This window comes from Mycoplasmopsis caviae, from assembly GCF_024498215.1.
GTDB lineage: Bacteria > Bacillota_I > Bacilli_A > Mycoplasmatales > Metamycoplasmataceae > Mycoplasmopsis > Mycoplasmopsis caviae.
The window spans coordinates 195,410-211,175 of the sequence record NZ_CP101806.1 but is presented as its reverse complement, the minus strand read 5'-3'; the positions used below and the strand labels follow the sequence as shown (position 1 = coordinate 211,175).

The 15,766-nt window shown below is 27.0% G+C and carries 18 protein-coding genes and 1 tRNA gene; 10 read left to right on the top strand and 9 right to left on the bottom strand.

Annotated elements, in window-relative coordinates; translation table 4 throughout:
- Positions 1–9: 9 nt before the first annotated feature.
- Entirely contained in the window at positions 10–579 is a 570-nt protein-coding gene (gene def / locus NPA07_RS01035) for a peptide deformylase (RefSeq protein ID WP_126118046.1), read from the bottom strand.
- A 53-nt stretch (positions 580–632) separates the two neighbouring features.
- Between def and rsmD the strand changes: the two genes are divergently transcribed.
- Positions 633–1,181 (top strand): 16S rRNA (guanine(966)-N(2))-methyltransferase RsmD, encoded by a 549-nt coding sequence (gene rsmD, locus NPA07_RS01030; RefSeq protein ID WP_126118047.1) that lies wholly within the window; start codon positions 633–635, stop codon positions 1,179–1,181.
- Positions 1,182–1,198: 17 nt separating this feature from the next.
- Here rsmD and NPA07_RS01025 read toward each other — a convergent pair whose 3' ends face one another.
- Positions 1,199–2,128 carry a hypothetical protein gene (locus NPA07_RS01025; RefSeq protein ID WP_126118048.1) on the bottom strand — a complete coding sequence of 310 codons (930 nt, stop codon included), beginning with the start codon at positions 2,126–2,128 and terminating at the stop codon, positions 1,199–1,201.
- Positions 2,129–2,359: 231 nt separating this feature from the next.
- Positions 2,360–3,463, bottom strand: coding sequence for a hypothetical protein (locus tag NPA07_RS01020; protein WP_126118049.1), 1,104 nt, complete (start codon positions 3,461–3,463; stop codon positions 2,360–2,362).
- A gap of 325 nt (positions 3,464–3,788) precedes the next feature.
- On the opposite strand from NPA07_RS01020, the gene NPA07_RS01015 reads away from it, so the two are divergent.
- Positions 3,789–4,073 (top strand): hypothetical protein, encoded by a 285-nt coding sequence (locus tag NPA07_RS01015; RefSeq protein ID WP_126118050.1) that lies wholly within the window; start codon positions 3,789–3,791, stop codon positions 4,071–4,073.
- Between the two features lie 38 nt (positions 4,074–4,111).
- Here NPA07_RS01015 and pgsA read toward each other — a convergent pair whose 3' ends face one another.
- The 3 genes from pgsA to NPA07_RS01000 all read right to left on the bottom strand — a co-directional run bounded on the left by pgsA (position 4,112) and on the right by NPA07_RS01000 (position 5,861).
- Positions 4,112–4,750 (bottom strand): CDP-diacylglycerol--glycerol-3-phosphate 3-phosphatidyltransferase, encoded by a 639-nt coding sequence (gene pgsA, locus NPA07_RS01010; RefSeq protein ID WP_126118051.1) that lies wholly within the window; start codon positions 4,748–4,750, stop codon positions 4,112–4,114.
- On the bottom strand, positions 4,734–5,270 hold the full coding sequence (locus NPA07_RS01005) for an MHJ_0274 family protein (protein WP_126118052.1): 537 nt from the start codon (positions 5,268–5,270) through the stop codon (positions 4,734–4,736). The genes pgsA and NPA07_RS01005 overlap by 17 nt, the downstream gene beginning before the upstream one ends.
- A gap of 120 nt (positions 5,271–5,390) precedes the next feature.
- On the bottom strand, positions 5,391–5,861 hold the full coding sequence (locus NPA07_RS01000) for a hypothetical protein (RefSeq protein ID WP_126118053.1): 471 nt from the start codon (positions 5,859–5,861) through the stop codon (positions 5,391–5,393).
- Between the two features lie 102 nt (positions 5,862–5,963).
- On the opposite strand from NPA07_RS01000, the gene NPA07_RS00995 reads away from it, so the two are divergent.
- Positions 5,964–6,053: transfer RNA gene (locus tag NPA07_RS00995), tRNA-Ser, on the top strand.
- A gap of 36 nt (positions 6,054–6,089) precedes the next feature.
- Here the strand turns inward: NPA07_RS00995 and NPA07_RS00990 are convergent.
- Both NPA07_RS00990 and NPA07_RS00985 read right to left on the bottom strand, forming a co-directional pair.
- Positions 6,090–8,009, bottom strand: coding sequence for an MAG3240 family lipoprotein (locus NPA07_RS00990; RefSeq protein ID WP_126118054.1), 1,920 nt, complete (start codon positions 8,007–8,009; stop codon positions 6,090–6,092).
- 24 nt (positions 8,010–8,033) lie between these two features.
- Positions 8,034–8,663: a hypothetical protein gene (locus NPA07_RS00985; RefSeq protein WP_126118055.1), complete on the bottom strand. Its 630-nt coding sequence runs from the start codon at positions 8,661–8,663 to the stop codon at positions 8,034–8,036.
- A gap of 254 nt (positions 8,664–8,917) precedes the next feature.
- Between NPA07_RS00985 and NPA07_RS00980 the strand changes: the two genes are divergently transcribed.
- A complete protein-coding gene (locus NPA07_RS00980) occupies positions 8,918–9,937 on the top strand; it encodes a hypothetical protein (RefSeq protein WP_126118056.1) in 1,020 nt (339 codons plus the stop codon).
- Positions 9,938–10,118: 181 nt separating this feature from the next.
- Here the strand turns inward: NPA07_RS00980 and NPA07_RS00975 are convergent, their stop codons facing one another.
- Complete coding sequence (locus NPA07_RS00975) at positions 10,119–10,994, bottom strand: MurR/RpiR family transcriptional regulator (RefSeq protein WP_126118057.1); 876 nt, start codon at positions 10,992–10,994, stop codon at positions 10,119–10,121.
- A gap of 422 nt (positions 10,995–11,416) precedes the next feature.
- On the opposite strand from NPA07_RS00975, the gene NPA07_RS00970 reads away from it, so the two are divergent.
- From NPA07_RS00970 to NPA07_RS00945, 6 genes are all read left to right on the top strand, one after another.
- The gene (locus tag NPA07_RS00970) at positions 11,417–12,094 is read left to right on the top strand and encodes a hypothetical protein (protein WP_126118058.1); all 678 of its coding nucleotides are present in this window, start codon (positions 11,417–11,419) and stop codon (positions 12,092–12,094) included.
- Positions 12,095–12,501: 407 nt separating this feature from the next.
- Positions 12,502–12,777 carry a hypothetical protein gene (locus NPA07_RS00965; protein ID WP_126118059.1) on the top strand — a complete coding sequence of 92 codons (276 nt, stop codon included), beginning with the start codon at positions 12,502–12,504 and terminating at the stop codon, positions 12,775–12,777.
- The gene (locus tag NPA07_RS00960; RefSeq protein WP_256553236.1) at positions 12,770–13,135 is read left to right on the top strand and encodes a hypothetical protein; all 366 of its coding nucleotides are present in this window, start codon (positions 12,770–12,772) and stop codon (positions 13,133–13,135) included. The genes NPA07_RS00965 and NPA07_RS00960 overlap by 8 nt, the downstream gene beginning before the upstream one ends.
- 13 nt (positions 13,136–13,148) lie before the next feature.
- Positions 13,149–13,598, top strand: coding sequence for a PTS sugar transporter subunit IIA (locus tag NPA07_RS00955; RefSeq protein WP_126118061.1), 450 nt, complete (start codon positions 13,149–13,151; stop codon positions 13,596–13,598).
- Between the two features lie 20 nt (positions 13,599–13,618).
- Positions 13,619–13,894: a PTS sugar transporter subunit IIB gene (locus NPA07_RS00950; protein WP_126118062.1), complete on the top strand. Its 276-nt coding sequence runs from the start codon at positions 13,619–13,621 to the stop codon at positions 13,892–13,894.
- Between the two features lie 34 nt (positions 13,895–13,928).
- Positions 13,929–15,755: a PTS ascorbate transporter subunit IIC gene (locus NPA07_RS00945; RefSeq protein ID WP_218017465.1), complete on the top strand. Its 1,827-nt coding sequence runs from the start codon at positions 13,929–13,931 to the stop codon at positions 15,753–15,755.
- The last annotated feature ends 11 nt before the right edge of the window (positions 15,756–15,766 follow it).

Sequence of the window (15,766 nt, the reverse complement as noted above, 5' to 3'; positions counted from 1 at the left end):
CCTCTTTTATTATTCTAATATTTCAGAATTTTTTCTAACTTTGAATGGTTCTTTTTTATTAATTCTGTCTATAAATAATTTGCCATCTAGGTGGTCTAATTCATGTTGTGCAACAATTGCTGCATAATTATTAAAATCATATGTTTTAACTTCTTTATCAAAATATGAATAGGCTTCAACAACAATTCTTTTCTTACGATAAACATATCCTTCTTGATTTTTAATATTATCCCCTACACTGAGACAGCCTTCGCCTTTAAGAGAAACTTCATATTCACTTGTAGCAATAATTTTTGGGTTTATTAAAACGTCTCTAAAATCATCAATTTTTCTGCCATTAATTGATTCATTGTTAATGTTTATATAAAACATTTGTTTAGGAATTCCATATTGAATTGCTGCTACACCAACACCAGGTCTAAAACCCATTTTTGAATCGTTCTTTTGGCTTTCATCAATATGTCAAATCATTTTTTGTGCCAACTTATCATCTTCTTCTGATAAAGGGATTTTTACTTCTTTAGATTTTTTTCTTAATATTTTTTCAGGTAATTGCACCAGTTTTACTTTAAATTTCATGATTATATTATATATTAAGTATAGATATTAATAAATTAATTATGGAGTTTAAGATGTTAAGAATAATTAGTGGCAAATATAGACATTTAAATATTAAGCAACCTAAAACAACAAACACAAGACCAACAATGGATCGAGTTAGAGAAGCTATTTTTTCTTCAATAAGGTTTAATTTAGAAGGTTCTTGTATTCTTGACCTCTTTGCTGGTAGTGGTGCATACAGTTTTGAGGCATTAAGTAACTTTGCAGCTAAGTCAGTTGCTATTGACAACAATAGTGAGGCAATTAATACTATTAAAGAAAATGCCCTAATGTTAAAAATAGAAAACATAGAGATCATAAAAGATGATGTGTTGAATTTTTTAAATACAAAAATTGGCCGTACATTTGACTTTATATTTATTGATGCTCCTTACAACGAATATGAACTAGTTAATAAATGCCTTGAACTAATTTGCAATCATAAGTTTTTAACAAGAAATGGTCTTATTATTCTAGAAACTGATAATCACCTAAGAATTAATATTCCTGATAAGTTAACTATTCAAAAACAAAAGAAATATGGCAGAGTTGACATATTGTTTATAGCAAATAACAATTAAAAAAGAAGCTTATGCTTCTAATTAACAAATTGCTTTATATTTTCACATAAAGCATATACTAAATAAAGATGATTTAAGATTGCTTTAACTGTGTCTTCACTACCTTGAACATTTAAAAAACCTTTTTTGATCTTTATTCAACTGCATGAAGTTTTATTCTTTGGATCAATTATGAATCCGTATTTTTTTTCGCTTAAGTTAAAGATTTTAAACAATTCGCTAACTTTACCTAAGTCATACGGATTATTGTCATTTGTTTCAAAATTAAGAGTTTCATTATGAACATTAAATTTAATTTTTTCGCTGTCTTTTAAATAATCATAAATACCATTTTTTAATCCACATGAAATGTATGATTTATTAATCATTTTTTCATGCTTGCCTTCAATTAAAAGAAAAATTTCATTTGTTTCCTTAAATTTAACTTCTTGAATTTTTCAAATATTATTTTTACCAATTTCATTGTTTAATAGTGGTTTTCGTAAATTTTCGACTTCTGAACTTTCGCCTTTTTCACTTATTTTCTTACAAAAATCTATTCATGCTATATTTTTGGTTTCCTGATCTTCATTTAATTTAAAATTAATTAATCTAAATAAGTAAGTTAGAGATTTTGACAAATTTACTCGACTTAATCATTCACGTTTTTCTGCTATCTTACTTCTTTTTAAAAAAGTGAAGCAAAATCCAAATGATAAAATTGAAGCAACAAAAACACTAACACATGCCCACTTAATTATTTGAATTTTTTTGGAATCCTCAAAAAATGTAGTCATAACCACAATTGAAATTGATGTAAGGCTTATTAACAAACATAAACACAGTATTATTTTTCATATAAAAGATTTAGATGACTTATCTGATTCATTTTTTTCATCTTGTTCTATTAAATGATTGTTTAATGGTTCATAGTTTCTTGCTAAAAATTGATTAAATGTTTCTTTCATAATTGTCTCCATAAATAAAGTTATTTAACTTTTTTGCCTGTTATTGGAATAAATGATGAAACTCAATAAATTCCGCTTTGATCTATATAATGGTTCATTTTCCAACTGAATAAATAAATGAACCATCTGGAATAAAATGAATTTCAAGAACATTTTCAACTCAGTCAAATGTTCTACTTCTTTCATCATAACTATAATCAAATTTGTCAATGTTTTTTCAATCTGCATCAATTATTTAAAATAACCAGGTATTTGAATAAATGATAATACCCAATATACAGAGTATGCATCACTAAGCACTTCTCTTGTCACTGATTCTATTTTATCCTTTTTACTCTTAAACATATTTGAATTGTTGTATTCAAATATGTTACCACTTGGTCGTATTCAAGCCTTAACATTTTGTTTTTCAAGTAATGTCCCAAATCATTTTGAATGTTTTTTATATTGTTCTCAATGCTCGCGCGTTACTTCCATAGCATAAGGTTGATAAATATTATAAATATCAAGTTCACCATCTGTATGTGGACGCATTATTTTAGCAAATTGTTTGTCTTCAAAATCAACATTTGAGTGCATATGAGAACTCAAACCACATCTTTCGCCTAGTGCAAGTGTGAAGTCCTTAGTTTTAGGAGAAGATAGAAGAATACCCTCAAATATTGTTGCATATTCAAAAAAATCTTTAGTATCTTCTTCGCCTGATAGGTTTCTTATTTTTTTAGTATACGAGTATTTAATGTTTTGAAAAGCTCATGGATTATTATACTTATCCATGATAAGAAATATTTTACCTGCTGTGTAAACAGTGGCATCATACGGAATTCAACTAGTTGCAGGAAGTGAGTGGGCTCATGATAAACATTCAAGATTATCATCATAATTCATATCAAATTTTTCAATTAAATGATCATTATTTGCATCATTTACATCTATTACTTTTATCGAAAGCCTTTCCAGTGCTTTTTCATAAAATTTTTCGTTATTAATAGATTGTCTAAAATTTGCCCTTATAAAATCAGAGTTTTCTTTTGCTCATACACATAAAAAGCAACCAAATCCGGCAATCAAAACAGCACCAATGAATCAAAAAAACTTTTGTACAGGCGAAATATATATAAATCCTTTAATTCAGAAGCCAATAAGTAATGCTAAAAATGTTAAACCAACAAGCAAAGAAAAAATTCCAAAAAATAATTGCACTCAAAATTTTATAGTAATATCCCTATTACTCTTTGCTTCATGGTTTACGTGTTTTGTAACCATCTTCCTTATATAAGCAACATTTTCTTCATAAAATTCTTTATATTCTTTTGGCTTAGTTGTAACACCCATTTTAACCCCTTATATTTTTTAAAATTATATCATATGTATACCATTAAATATAGGTTATATTTTTAATATTTTGATTAATTTCATTTTGTCTAAAAGACCTGTTTTATAGGTTTTTTGGACAAAAATAGCGACAGCAAATTAACATTCTAAAGTTTGAGGTAAGACTAATTAAACAAAGACTAAAAAATTATAAAATAACACTTATTTTAACTGTTAATTTAACCAATTTAATTATAAAATAGTTATATTAATAATTTGTCTAGAAGCAGTTTAATATTTATTAATTTGTAGTTCTTTATTGCAATTTTGATAAAATAAAATTACCATGAATAAAGAAAATAAGGATGAAAATAGTTTAGAAATTACAACATTAAATAATGTTGAAAAGTTTAAGATTCTTAAAAACGATGACCTAAACAGCTTAACACCTGAACAAAGAAAAGAGTTAATAAATGATGCTATTAATAGTACCGAGAAGAATCAAAAAAATATTATTGCGAATCGACGTAAAAGATATCTCTCAACATTAGCTATTATTCTTGTTGCTGGTGCAATGATTGCAATTACTGTTATTTTAATTATCGCACTAATTGTTTACATATATAAATAATAAAAAGTTGCTTCACAGGTAAACAACTTTTAAATTTACTAAGACATTTGAAGATGTGGCACAATTTTTTTTACATATAAAATACCTGAGTAAACGCTAAAGAATAGTGCAACTAATGTGACAATATTTATACAATAAATACATAATTGGACAACAGGTTTTTTCTCAATGTATGAGTGTAATTCATATGGATAATTAAAACTTATTGCAATAATTAAAATTATGATAATGGCAAAAGTTTGAAACAAGGTTTTCATTTTACCTCAAATTGAAGCTTCAACACCAATATTTTTTTCTGCCATCATTACACGAGAACCATCAACAATTAAGTCACGAATAACAAAAACAATAACAATTCAAAGTGGAATAAAATTCTCGGCCCCTAAAAATATAAGTGTACTTGTAACAACAATTTTATCAGCTAATGGATCTCAAAGCTTACCAAAACTTGTTACCATATTATGTTTTCGAGCAATCTTACCATCAAAGTAATCAGTAATCATTCCAATTAAGAAAATAGTTAAAATACCTGATAATATTATGCGACCTAGCATTATGTAATAATAATCAATGTAAAATTGAATTAATTTATAAGATATAAAAAGAACTAAAAGCGGAATAAATAAAATTAATCTAAAAATTGTTAATTTATTAGGTAAATTAATTTTGCTCGTCATTTTTTAAAAACTCCGCATCATAATATTCATTAATTCTTTCTTGCATTTTTTTGTAATCATCTTCATAAAGAGTTAAATCGTATGAGTTAAATCTTTCACTTACTCACTCAAGTTTATCACTTGCACGTTTATTTCAAGAATTGCTTCTTGTATCTCTTAAGATACTAAAAGCAAAAATTTCCTCTTTTGCATCAGCATTACTTAGAATACATTCTTTAAAGAGTGGATCTTCTTGATATTTTTCCAAAAATTTGTGTGCAGTATTAACAATATTTGACATTTTATATTCACCAATTGATGGTTGGAAATTAGTTAAATAATCATTATTTTTATCAATTAAGATTTTAAGAGCAAAAACAAGTAATCTAACTTGCTCATCAAGATCTTTTCTAAATTGTAGTTCTTGCTTTCTTCTTTGCTTTCTTTTGATTTTTTCTTTAATCGCACTTCAGACAAAAAATGAACCTAATACAGCTACCAAAACCCCAAGAATTATTCACATTGTCATATTTTGTTGCATATGTCCCCCATTAATTAAATAAATAAAAAGTATCTTAATTATAATAAAAACTTTTAATTAAAGAAATAAGCAACAGCATATCTGTTGCAATTCAATATTAAAATTTCTTTAATTAAAAGTTTAGTATCTTACTTCTGTGTTTTCAAAATATGTAGTAAATTCCTCGATACTTGTTGATTCATCAAAAATGTAAATGTGTAGATAGTTAACTTTGTGACCATAAGCATCAAAGAAAGGACCACCATCTTCAAGCATTTGGAAAGTAGGAAGATTATCACGTTTTAGTGCATCCTTACCTAAGTATTTAGTTAATAAATCTACACAAGTTTTAAAAGTTTCTTCCCTTTCTTCTTCATTTGGATAAACTTCTTCAAGGTGTCGTTCAAAAGCCTCACTTATTTTTTTAGCATCCTTAATTTCTGCATTTTCTTTCTTCTTAAGAACATTAAAACACAATGTTGGTCTTTCGTCATATACATAATCAAAAATTAATTCAATATATTCACCAATATTTGCCGAAGTAATTTTGTCTTCGTTCTTATCCATAAATTCATTAAATGATTTATCATATTCCTGTAAAACTTTTTTCATATTTGCTCCCTTATCAAAATTTGTATTGATTATATTTTAAAGGTTTCTATTTATTTAAGAAATTTATTAATATACAAAGTTTTAAATTATAATTTTTTTTATCGATAGTTGCTCGAGTGGTTGAAGAGGTCAGTCTCGAAAACTGAAAATGGCGCAAGTCATTCAAGGGTTCAAATCCCTTACTATCGGCCATATGAAAAAACTTGCCAAAGCCGGCAAGTTTTTTGTTTAAATATCTAATAAAAATGGTGGCGTTTTATCTTTAAGAGGCTTTTCTAAATCGCCTTCGCTTAAACTTTTAACTTTAGCATCAACGTCGCTAAAGTTAAAACCAATGAAGCCACCTAGAAGAAATTTTCTATTCTTTTCGCTAATACCATCAATCATATCTTCATTATCATGGTTAATAAAATCAATTTTAATAGGTAACTTACCAACACCATATTTGAGAACATCATAATCATTGTCAGAATCGATGGTTACTTTAACCTCTTTTATTAGATTTTTATACCCTAGTTTTTCATTGTTTATAAAGAATTTAAGCACATATTGAGAAATTAGTGTGCTCAAAATTTTTTCAAATTTTTCTTTGTTTTGAATGATTTCTAAAACACTATTTTGAGACATTTTTTTATTGTTTCAAATACTTAATGATTCTCTGTTTTGATAAATAACAAAGTTAACTATGTCTTTTAAATTTTTTTCATAAAATTCACTTGCAACAATACCTTTAGGAAGTATTAATTCATTATTTGCATCAACTCCTTTGTTAATATGGTAACTAAAATATTCATCACTATTTAAATTATCACAATCAAGTTTATTTTGAATATAGAAACCATCAAAAATATGTTTATGAGCATTAGTAAAATCAATTGTAAATCAATTTGTTTTTGAGCTTTTTTTATTTTGTTTATTAGTGATTTTAACAGTTGCTTTTCCAATTGAGTGTGAATTATTAAGGAGTTTATCAAATTCGATATTTTCAAGTACTGCCTCATAGTTTTTATCAACTAAATTTATCTTAATTTCATCCTTATAAGCATTAAAGAATTGCATAAATGAATTTAGATTGAATGACAAATAAGGTTTTAGTGGATGCATTAAAGAATCAAAATCGCTAATGTTAAAAATATTTTTTTCAAAATTCAGTGTTGCATCCTTGAACATTTCATTAAATAATGATTTTTCTTTTTTATCACCAAGTGAAGAGTCAATTTCAAAATTGCCATATTTTTTAAAAGAATGATATCTTTCATTCGTATCTTGAAAGTCAGTTAAATAAAAAATCTTATTTTTTTGTTCATTATTTAGCAAACTTACGCCAGATTTATCAAGCATATCGACATTTATTTTTAGAAATTGTTTATTATTGTTATTTTCTTTTTCTTTGATTGTTACGACTAATCTGTCAAATTCTAAATTGTCCTTGTTGACTATTTTATAGGCTTTTAAGTAAAAGGTAACTTGGTCTTCAAAATACTCTTTGAACTGATTTAAAATAGCATCCTTATCAAAAATATTTTCAATTCTTAACAAATTTGAATTTAATTGATTATGTCTTAATGAAAATTTACCATTGCCTAAAAAAGTTTTTTGCAAAATAAGTTGCAAATCAGGTAAATCTTTATTAACGTTTAATAAGTCATTGTATTTTGACCTGAATATTTCTTTATAATATTCAAAATATTCTTTGTTTTTAAACTCTAAATTATCATTTTCAAAGAACATACTTACATCTGTTTTGCCTTTGCCTTTTTCAATAATTCTTATATTATCTTTTTCTCTAACTTGATAATTATTTTCCAATTTGCCTCAAACATTATCAAGCGACTTTAATAAGCTTTTTAGTGAGTATTTTTTACCACTTATTTTTAGAATAAGATCGCCTTTTTCTTTTTGCACACCTTCAAGAACAAAATTTTCTTTAAGTCTTATTTTGTCTGTTTTTTCTATAAAAATTTTTAATTGATCTAAATTAAGCTTTGAACATTCTTCATCTTTCAACCCAATTATTCGGCTATTATCATTTTTAGCTTTAAGTAATTTATCATCAAAAGGTGCTTCTTGTCATTTTGTACAAGAAGCGGTGACAATTGGATTAAATATTAATGAAAAGCGAATTAGATTTTTTAATAACTTTTTCATTCTTAAATTTTTCTCTACAGTTACCTATGAATTGTAACTTTCATTAACATCTAGATTTGATCGATAAGTAAAAATTAAGCCTTTGCTTTTTATTGTATTGTATGAAGTTTTATCAACATGATAGTGTGAATTATATGTTCTTGTTCCATTAATTAAAATCCTAGATTCACTGGTAGAAATTTTTTCATTATATTCATTGTTTTCCACATCTATAACACTAAAGCCAACTTGAGCGCTTTTACCTTTCCCATTGTCGTAAACTTCAAATATCTCAAATTTATATTTAGGATTTTTTGACTCAATTTTAATACAGTCACTTAGTCATAAATATTCTGCAGTATACTCAGATATGCTTGGATTAATGTTTGCATTTGGATTGTCAATTAATTGAACTGCAGATGGTGGTAATAAATTTTTATTGTATCTATTTTTGAAATCTTGATTTGTTTTTCATTCATTTGCTATTTGTTTAGATAGTTTTTTTAAGTCCTCGTTTGAAACACCAAATGAATAATCTTTTCCTTCGCTTAGATTATCTACAAAATTTTGTAACGCAATTCATTTATCATCTTTTGCAAGGCAACGGGCTGAAATTAATGGCATTGCTAAAGTGCCAACACAACTTGTTGCTAAAATTCATTTCATTTTTTTCATTATTAAATCTCTTTTTCTACATCATTAATTAAAAAAATGATTACTTTTAAATTATACAAGTTAAATAAATAATCTAACTATTTTAAAATAATGTGGCACTAAGAATTTTTAAAAGTGTGTTCATAGTTTAGATCATGAACACAAATTTATTAAATCAAGCTTTTACTTTTATGACAAAAGAAGCGATTATTCTATATAATACTATTAAGTTCATAAAGAAAAAATTATAAAAATATTTAAAGGAATAATTAATAATGAAAATAAAAGAACTATTAAAGAGATTTTTTGAATATGCAGATATAAATCTTGCTGAAGATGAAGATGAAGCAGAGGGAATTAGAAAGTTTTATGGCGAGTATTTAAATCAATTGAGCGATTTTGAAAGTGAAACTCAGCTTTTTAATCAAATGAAAGCTATTCTAAATGAATATAGTCCTCACACTGGCAAAAAAAGAATGGAAGTTATAAGATCAGTTTTTAAGGCTTTTTATCTTTGATTTTGTGATGAAAGAAGAATTAAACCTATTGCACTTGATGAAGTAATTAAACCTTATACAACATTGGAAGATCCGTATAGAAACGCACATTATATACCAACTCTTATAAATTTACTTAAAGCATTAGAACAATATAATAATCCAATATTTGAAACAATATTTAAAGTAACATTTTTAAATGGACTTAAACCAGCAGAATTTGAAAAAATTGACTGAGACAAAATGATTGAAAATGATTTTTGTGCCAATATAAAGGTAGGTAATGAAACAAGAGCTATTACAATTATTGATTATAAATCAAGTTTTTTTGAAAATCTTAAGGATTCAATTGTTAAGTATAAGGATTATCTATGCTTAAGTGCTAGTTCAGTTAAAAAAATGTTTGCTGATTTTAAAAAATTCATTCATTCAAATTTTGTGTTCACTGACAATATTTCAGCAGAATCATTAAGAAAAACATTCAACCTTTTTGACCATGAAAAAATACGTTGTCAACAAATGGCGTTGCTCCTAGGCTTAACTAGCTGACGTCAGGTTGGTGATACATATAGCATTTATAACAAACAACTTACAATGAAAAAATTAGAAACTATGCAAAAAAGTATAATGGTTATTCTTGAAGGGGATTTTACTAAAAAACGAATTATTAATAACAAAGAGGCAAATGAAAGAATAAGCATGATTTTGCAAAATTTTGGTTTCAGACCCAAAAAAGAAGCAAGTGATGAAAACGACAATGGCGAAGAATGGATATTACTAAACAAAAAAGGGCATTAAAAGGTTGCCTTTTTTGTTTTTTATGTTCAAAAATTGTAAACCTTTGAATAAACAATGGCTAATGTGTTTCTAATATGAACAAGGAATTTTTTTATTTACTTTCATTTTTGATAAAAAACTTATTAAAGTTTTTCACATTCCATTTTGCTTTTTTTTAACAAAAAATAACTAATATTTGTTTTTAGTTTTCATTAACAATTTTGAAATTTAGTTTTCTTCTGATTCAAGCATCTAAAACATTTTTAGTTCTTTGTAATCTTTCTTGATAAATTCGATGGTTTTGAATCAACATATCAAATATTAAATCACAAATTATTATTTGTGATAACTTTGAAGATGTTGGCACAGACTTGTAAGGACTTTCAACCTTTTTATAAACCATTTTTGCATTAACTTTATACTTGTTTGCAACAAGTGGATTTGATGTAATAATAGCAATTTTTGCATTGTAACTTTTTGCTACATTAATACCAAAAATAATGTCATCATTCTTAAACTGATCGCTAATTGTTAACAATAGATCATCTGGCGACAAATTTCCTAAAATAGGTATAAAAGTGTAGAAATCGGAACAAACAAAACTACTTTTTCCAATTTTTAGAAGGTTTGCATTGAGTTCCATAGCTGACTTTTGTGATGATCCAAGAGCAAGGATATATATTTTCTCTGAAATATGAATGAGGTTAGATATTTCTGCAATTTCTGGTGTAAAGTTTCTGCTAATCATTTCGTCAAGGGCAAATTTGTGAAATAGTAAAATATCTTTTGACGCATTCTCAGATTTAATGTAATCCCTATTAATGAAGTTTTTGCTGAATTCACCAATAATATTGTTCATATTACCATAAAAGTCTCGATAGTTCTTAAAGCCTAATTTTTTAACAAAACGACTTACACTCCCCTCAGATGTGTTGGTTATTTTTGCTAATTCTTTTTGACTTAAATTAAAATTATCACCCTCGTATGAGTTAATAAAGTTAACAATCTCATTATCGGCATTTGTGAATTTAAGTGAGTTTTCTAAAAAAGGTTTGATTAAATTTGTAATTTTTTCCATAAAAAAATTATATTAAACTTGTGAAAGTTTCTTTCAAAATATTGAAAGTTTATTTTAAATATATAATATTTAATAAAATAAAAATGGTATAAAAAGGGCGAATTTTTTTAAAAAAATTGATTGAAAATTTATTTAAAAAAAGAATGATAATCATTAAGAAAAAATCAAAATAGTGCTAATTCTTAAAGTTTGCTTATGCAACTTTAGGATATATTTCAACAGTAATCATTTATTTATGAACATATAATTATTTTCATTTTTTGTGTCCATCTATACCGCTTCAATTTGGCATGTTCTATTCAACATTCCAAAGTAATTAATGTTTGTTAAATTACTATTTATAAATTTTCAAATGTTAAAATTGGGTTATTTTTAATCAAAATTTAATTTTAAATACAAATTGACTAAAAAGGAGGTAATAAATGAACTCATCGTTTTGAGATTTTTCAAAACCAACATTTTTCAATATTACCTTTTGAATCTTAGCTTCATTTTTGATCTTAGCCTTAATTAGTGTAATAATTTGAAGAATAGTTTCTCGCAATGATATAAGAGTCAAAAAACAGGTTGGAACTCTAAGCAAAAAAATGAATAACATTGTGCTTGATCTTTCAGCCAACAAAGATTTTCAAATAATTTACAACATTGTTTTTAAAAACAAATATGCCAAGGAAAATTATTCTCTTTTGCCAATCTTAATAATTCACAAAAAGAATGTTTTCTTAATCTCAAATCTTATTGAAATCAATGAAAAATATAATTTGACTGTAAATGATGATTTATCTCTCTCGCTAATTGATAAAACAAATGCCAATAAGATCAAGGATTATAAAAGTATTAGCTTAAAATGATATCGTGAGATTGAAAAATACATTAACCGTGAATTAATAAAAGATATAAAACTTACTAAAATTGCTTTATTATCAAATGAAGTTGAAATTGTAGAAAACAAAAGCGACTTTATTTTTGCAAACATTTGAAACCTTTCAAATGTTATTGCTAAAAATACAGGAGAATCAAACCTTCTGGAATATGATTTAATGAAGATGGTTGAAAAACTTAATGCGTCTAATATGCATAAAATGAAAGTAAATAAATAATGTTTTCTTTTAAATTTTCTTATTATGGGCTGGCTTGTTCAATTTTAATTTTCTTACTATTTTTAATTTACTGTTTTGTTATTAGACCAATTAAATTTTCAAGAGCAAAAAGTCGTATTTCTAGTGCAACTTCAAGTGCTATCTATTATGCAAAGGCAATAAGTGAAAAAAATGGCAAAAAATATTTTTTAAGGTTTATAAATTCATATTTTGTTCCTGAATTTAACAATAAGAAAAGGATAATTTACTTAGACAAATTTGAAGGCAAAAATAGCATTTATTTCTGTTGTTTGTGTGTATTTAATTCTTTCCTGTCAAAATTGTTTTCATCAAAATATGTTAGTTATGAGATAATAATTCGCTTCGTTTTCTTTTTTCTAAATATAAATGTTATATGGCTTTTAATTATGAATATGTGAATTATTGCCTTATGTCTTATTGTACTTAATTTGTTAATTGTTCTAATTGTTTCCCTTGTCAACAAAAAGAAATTAACAAAAGCAATTCAGGCTACATATGAATTTCTTAAGTGAGAATTTGAAGATCAAAGTGATTTTGAATTGGTTATTAAAGTACTTAATCAATTTAAATTTAAGTATCTAGATCTATTCTTTTGTAGTTTAACTATGCCTATTGTTAATTTATTAAATTGATTCAAGAACTGAGGTAAAAGTGATGAATAATAATAATTTAAACAATCAACAAAGTGACTCTTTGCAAAGCGAAAATAAGCAAATCAGGGAACAATATACCTTTTTACTAGAAAATGTATATGACTATAAAACAGTTGATTTAGAAAAAATGAGCATAGATGAATTAAAAAAACTTCTTGAGGAAAGACAGCAAGAAAAAGCAAAAGAAAAGTCAATTTACAATGAAAATCCAAATAAATTTTGAATGATTAAAGGTATGCCTAAACCAAAAGAACATAAAGTTAATTCTTCAACTAAGGGTGGTCTTATAGTCTTTCTAGTTTGATGTGCAGTTATGCTTTTAACTGGTGCAGGATTTATGGTTTTTGCATTCTTAGCAAATAGATAAAAAGGAGTTTATTATGTCCCAATTATTTAATAAAGATATGACTAAACGTTTACATGGTGTAAGTGATTGAAAACAAGTTGTTCACGAAGGAGTTAAGATCCTCGTTGAATTCGGCTACTCAAAGCAAAGTCTTGAAGATGCTATTTTGGAGTCAACTAAAAAATTTGGTGCTTACTATGTTTTAGAAAGAGGTCTTGCATTTTTGCATGCTCCAGTTGGTGATTATTCTCTTAAAACTGGTGCTTCTGTAATGATTCTTGATGACTTTGTTCGCTTCAATGAGCAAGAAGGTAAAGAAGCTAAAATTATTATCACTCTAAGTGCAACTGACTCTAATTCACATTTATCACTTTTAATGGAACTAAGTAACTATTTCCAAAATGAAGAATTTAAGAAAGAGGCTTATAAAGTAGATACAGTTGATGCCTTAATGAGCCTTATAGAAAAATATAAAAGTAATTAGCAAATAATCGAGGAGTTAATATGGTTATAAAAACAGTATGTGGATCGGGCTTAGGCTCTTCACTATTAGTAGAAATGAATGTCAAATCAGTTTTAGACTCATTGGGTGTTGAATATGAATCAGTTGAGCATACCAATGTTTCATCTTTCGATGGAAGGGGAGTTGACTATGTGGTTGTTGGTGCTGATATAGCTCCAGTTCTTGAATTCCCTGAAGAGAGAAAGATTGTTTTAGTTAATATCTTGTCAAAACAAGAATTAACTGAAAAATTGAAAAAAGTTTTAAATATAAACTAAAGCCTTTTTAAAATTGAAAGGATGGCTTATTATTATGAGTTTCGTTTGGTTTATGCTAGCGTTCTTTAAGGACTTTCTAGCTACACCTGCTTTCATTGTTGGTATTTTTACAATGATTGGTGCGATTGCTTTACGTAAAAAGTTTTCGCAAGTAGTCATTAGTGCTTTTAAAGTTACCATTGGATTCTTAATTCTAGGTGGTGGTGCTGGCGTTCTAGTTGGATCATTAGGAAAATTCCAACCAGTCTTCCAAGCAACCTATGGACTTAAAGGTGTTATTCCTAACAACGATGCTTTTGCAGGTGCGTTAACTTACATACAAGCTATTGTTCAAATAGGATCATTAATTATGGTTCTTGGAATGATACTTAATATTGTTTTAGCAGTTACATCAAGATTTAAATATGTTTACCTTTCAGGTCACGTATTATTCTACTCATCATTAATGATTGCTGCCGTGTTCTTAACATTAGGATTTAGACCACAAAGTAATGCTGGTGATTTTGCAATTGTGCTTTTTGCAGGTGCAACATTATTAGCTTCTTATATGGTTATATCTCCTGCATTACAACAAAGACACATGAATATGATTACAGGTTCAAATGAAATTGGACTTGGTCACACAGGTGGATTTGGTTATGCATTAAGTGGTTACATTGGCGAAGGTATTGGTAAATTAATGAAGACAAAAGTTGTTTCAACTGAGTCAATTAACTTCCCAAAAGGTCTTTATATTTTTAGAAATACCTTAGTTTCATTATCGCTTACAATTTTGGTGTTCTATATGTTTGCTTTCTTACCTGGTGGAGTAATGTACCAATTAGGAAAGCTTAGTGATAAAGCAGCAGTAGATGTTCTTAGTGGACAAAATTGACTTGTTACAATGTTTGTTCAGGCATTTACATTTACAGCAGGTGTTGAAATTATGCTTGCTGGTGTTAGATTGTTTGTGGGAGAATTAGTACCTACATTCAAAGCATTTAGTGACAAATTAATTAAAAATTCAAAAGCAGCAGTTGATTGTCCTGTAGTATTCCCTTATGCACCTAATGCTGTGCTAATTGGCTTTATTTCAAGTTTCGTAGCAGGTATTATTGGACTATTTATTACAATGGGTATTTCATTTGCTTGACCATCAGGAAGTCCAATGGCGCTTATTATTTTACCTGGACTTGTTCCACACTTCTTTTTAGGTGCTACCTCAGGTGTTTTTGGAAATATTAAGGGTGGAATAGTTGGTGCTATTGTTGGACCATTTGTTCATGGTTTAATTATTACATTTGTGCCATTATTCTTTATTTGAGGTGGTTTTGTACCTGCTACAAATGATTACCTACAAACACTTGCTTTCACAAAAGAACTTGAAGGTGTTAGCGGTAAAGCAACTGGTGCTTTTGAAGTAGCACAAGCTGCACAAAAATTTGATCTTGCATCTAAAGATGCTGCTGTATTAAAAGCGTTCTTTGATGAATATAAAGCACTAATTGCTAGTCATGGAATTACGGCTTCTGGTGAAATTAATAGCCTAATGCATACAGTGATATCAACAACTGACAACAACATTATGTATTATGTACGAGAAGCTGCAAAACTAGCTGGTAAAAATGTTGATACAGTTCAATCTCTAAACTGGGGAGATACAGATTATATCATTGGACTTATTCCAGGTATTTTAGGAAAAATTCCTAAAGCAGGAAAATGAATTGCATTTGTTACTCCTGTATTAACCTACATTAGTTTAATGATCGATGGTCTCATAAAACACTTTATTGATAAGAAAAAATCTAAAAATGCTCCACAAGATTCAAATAGTGGAGAAAAAGTAGAAGAAAAAGTTCAAACTCAACCAATAAATGCTTAATTAGTAATTTA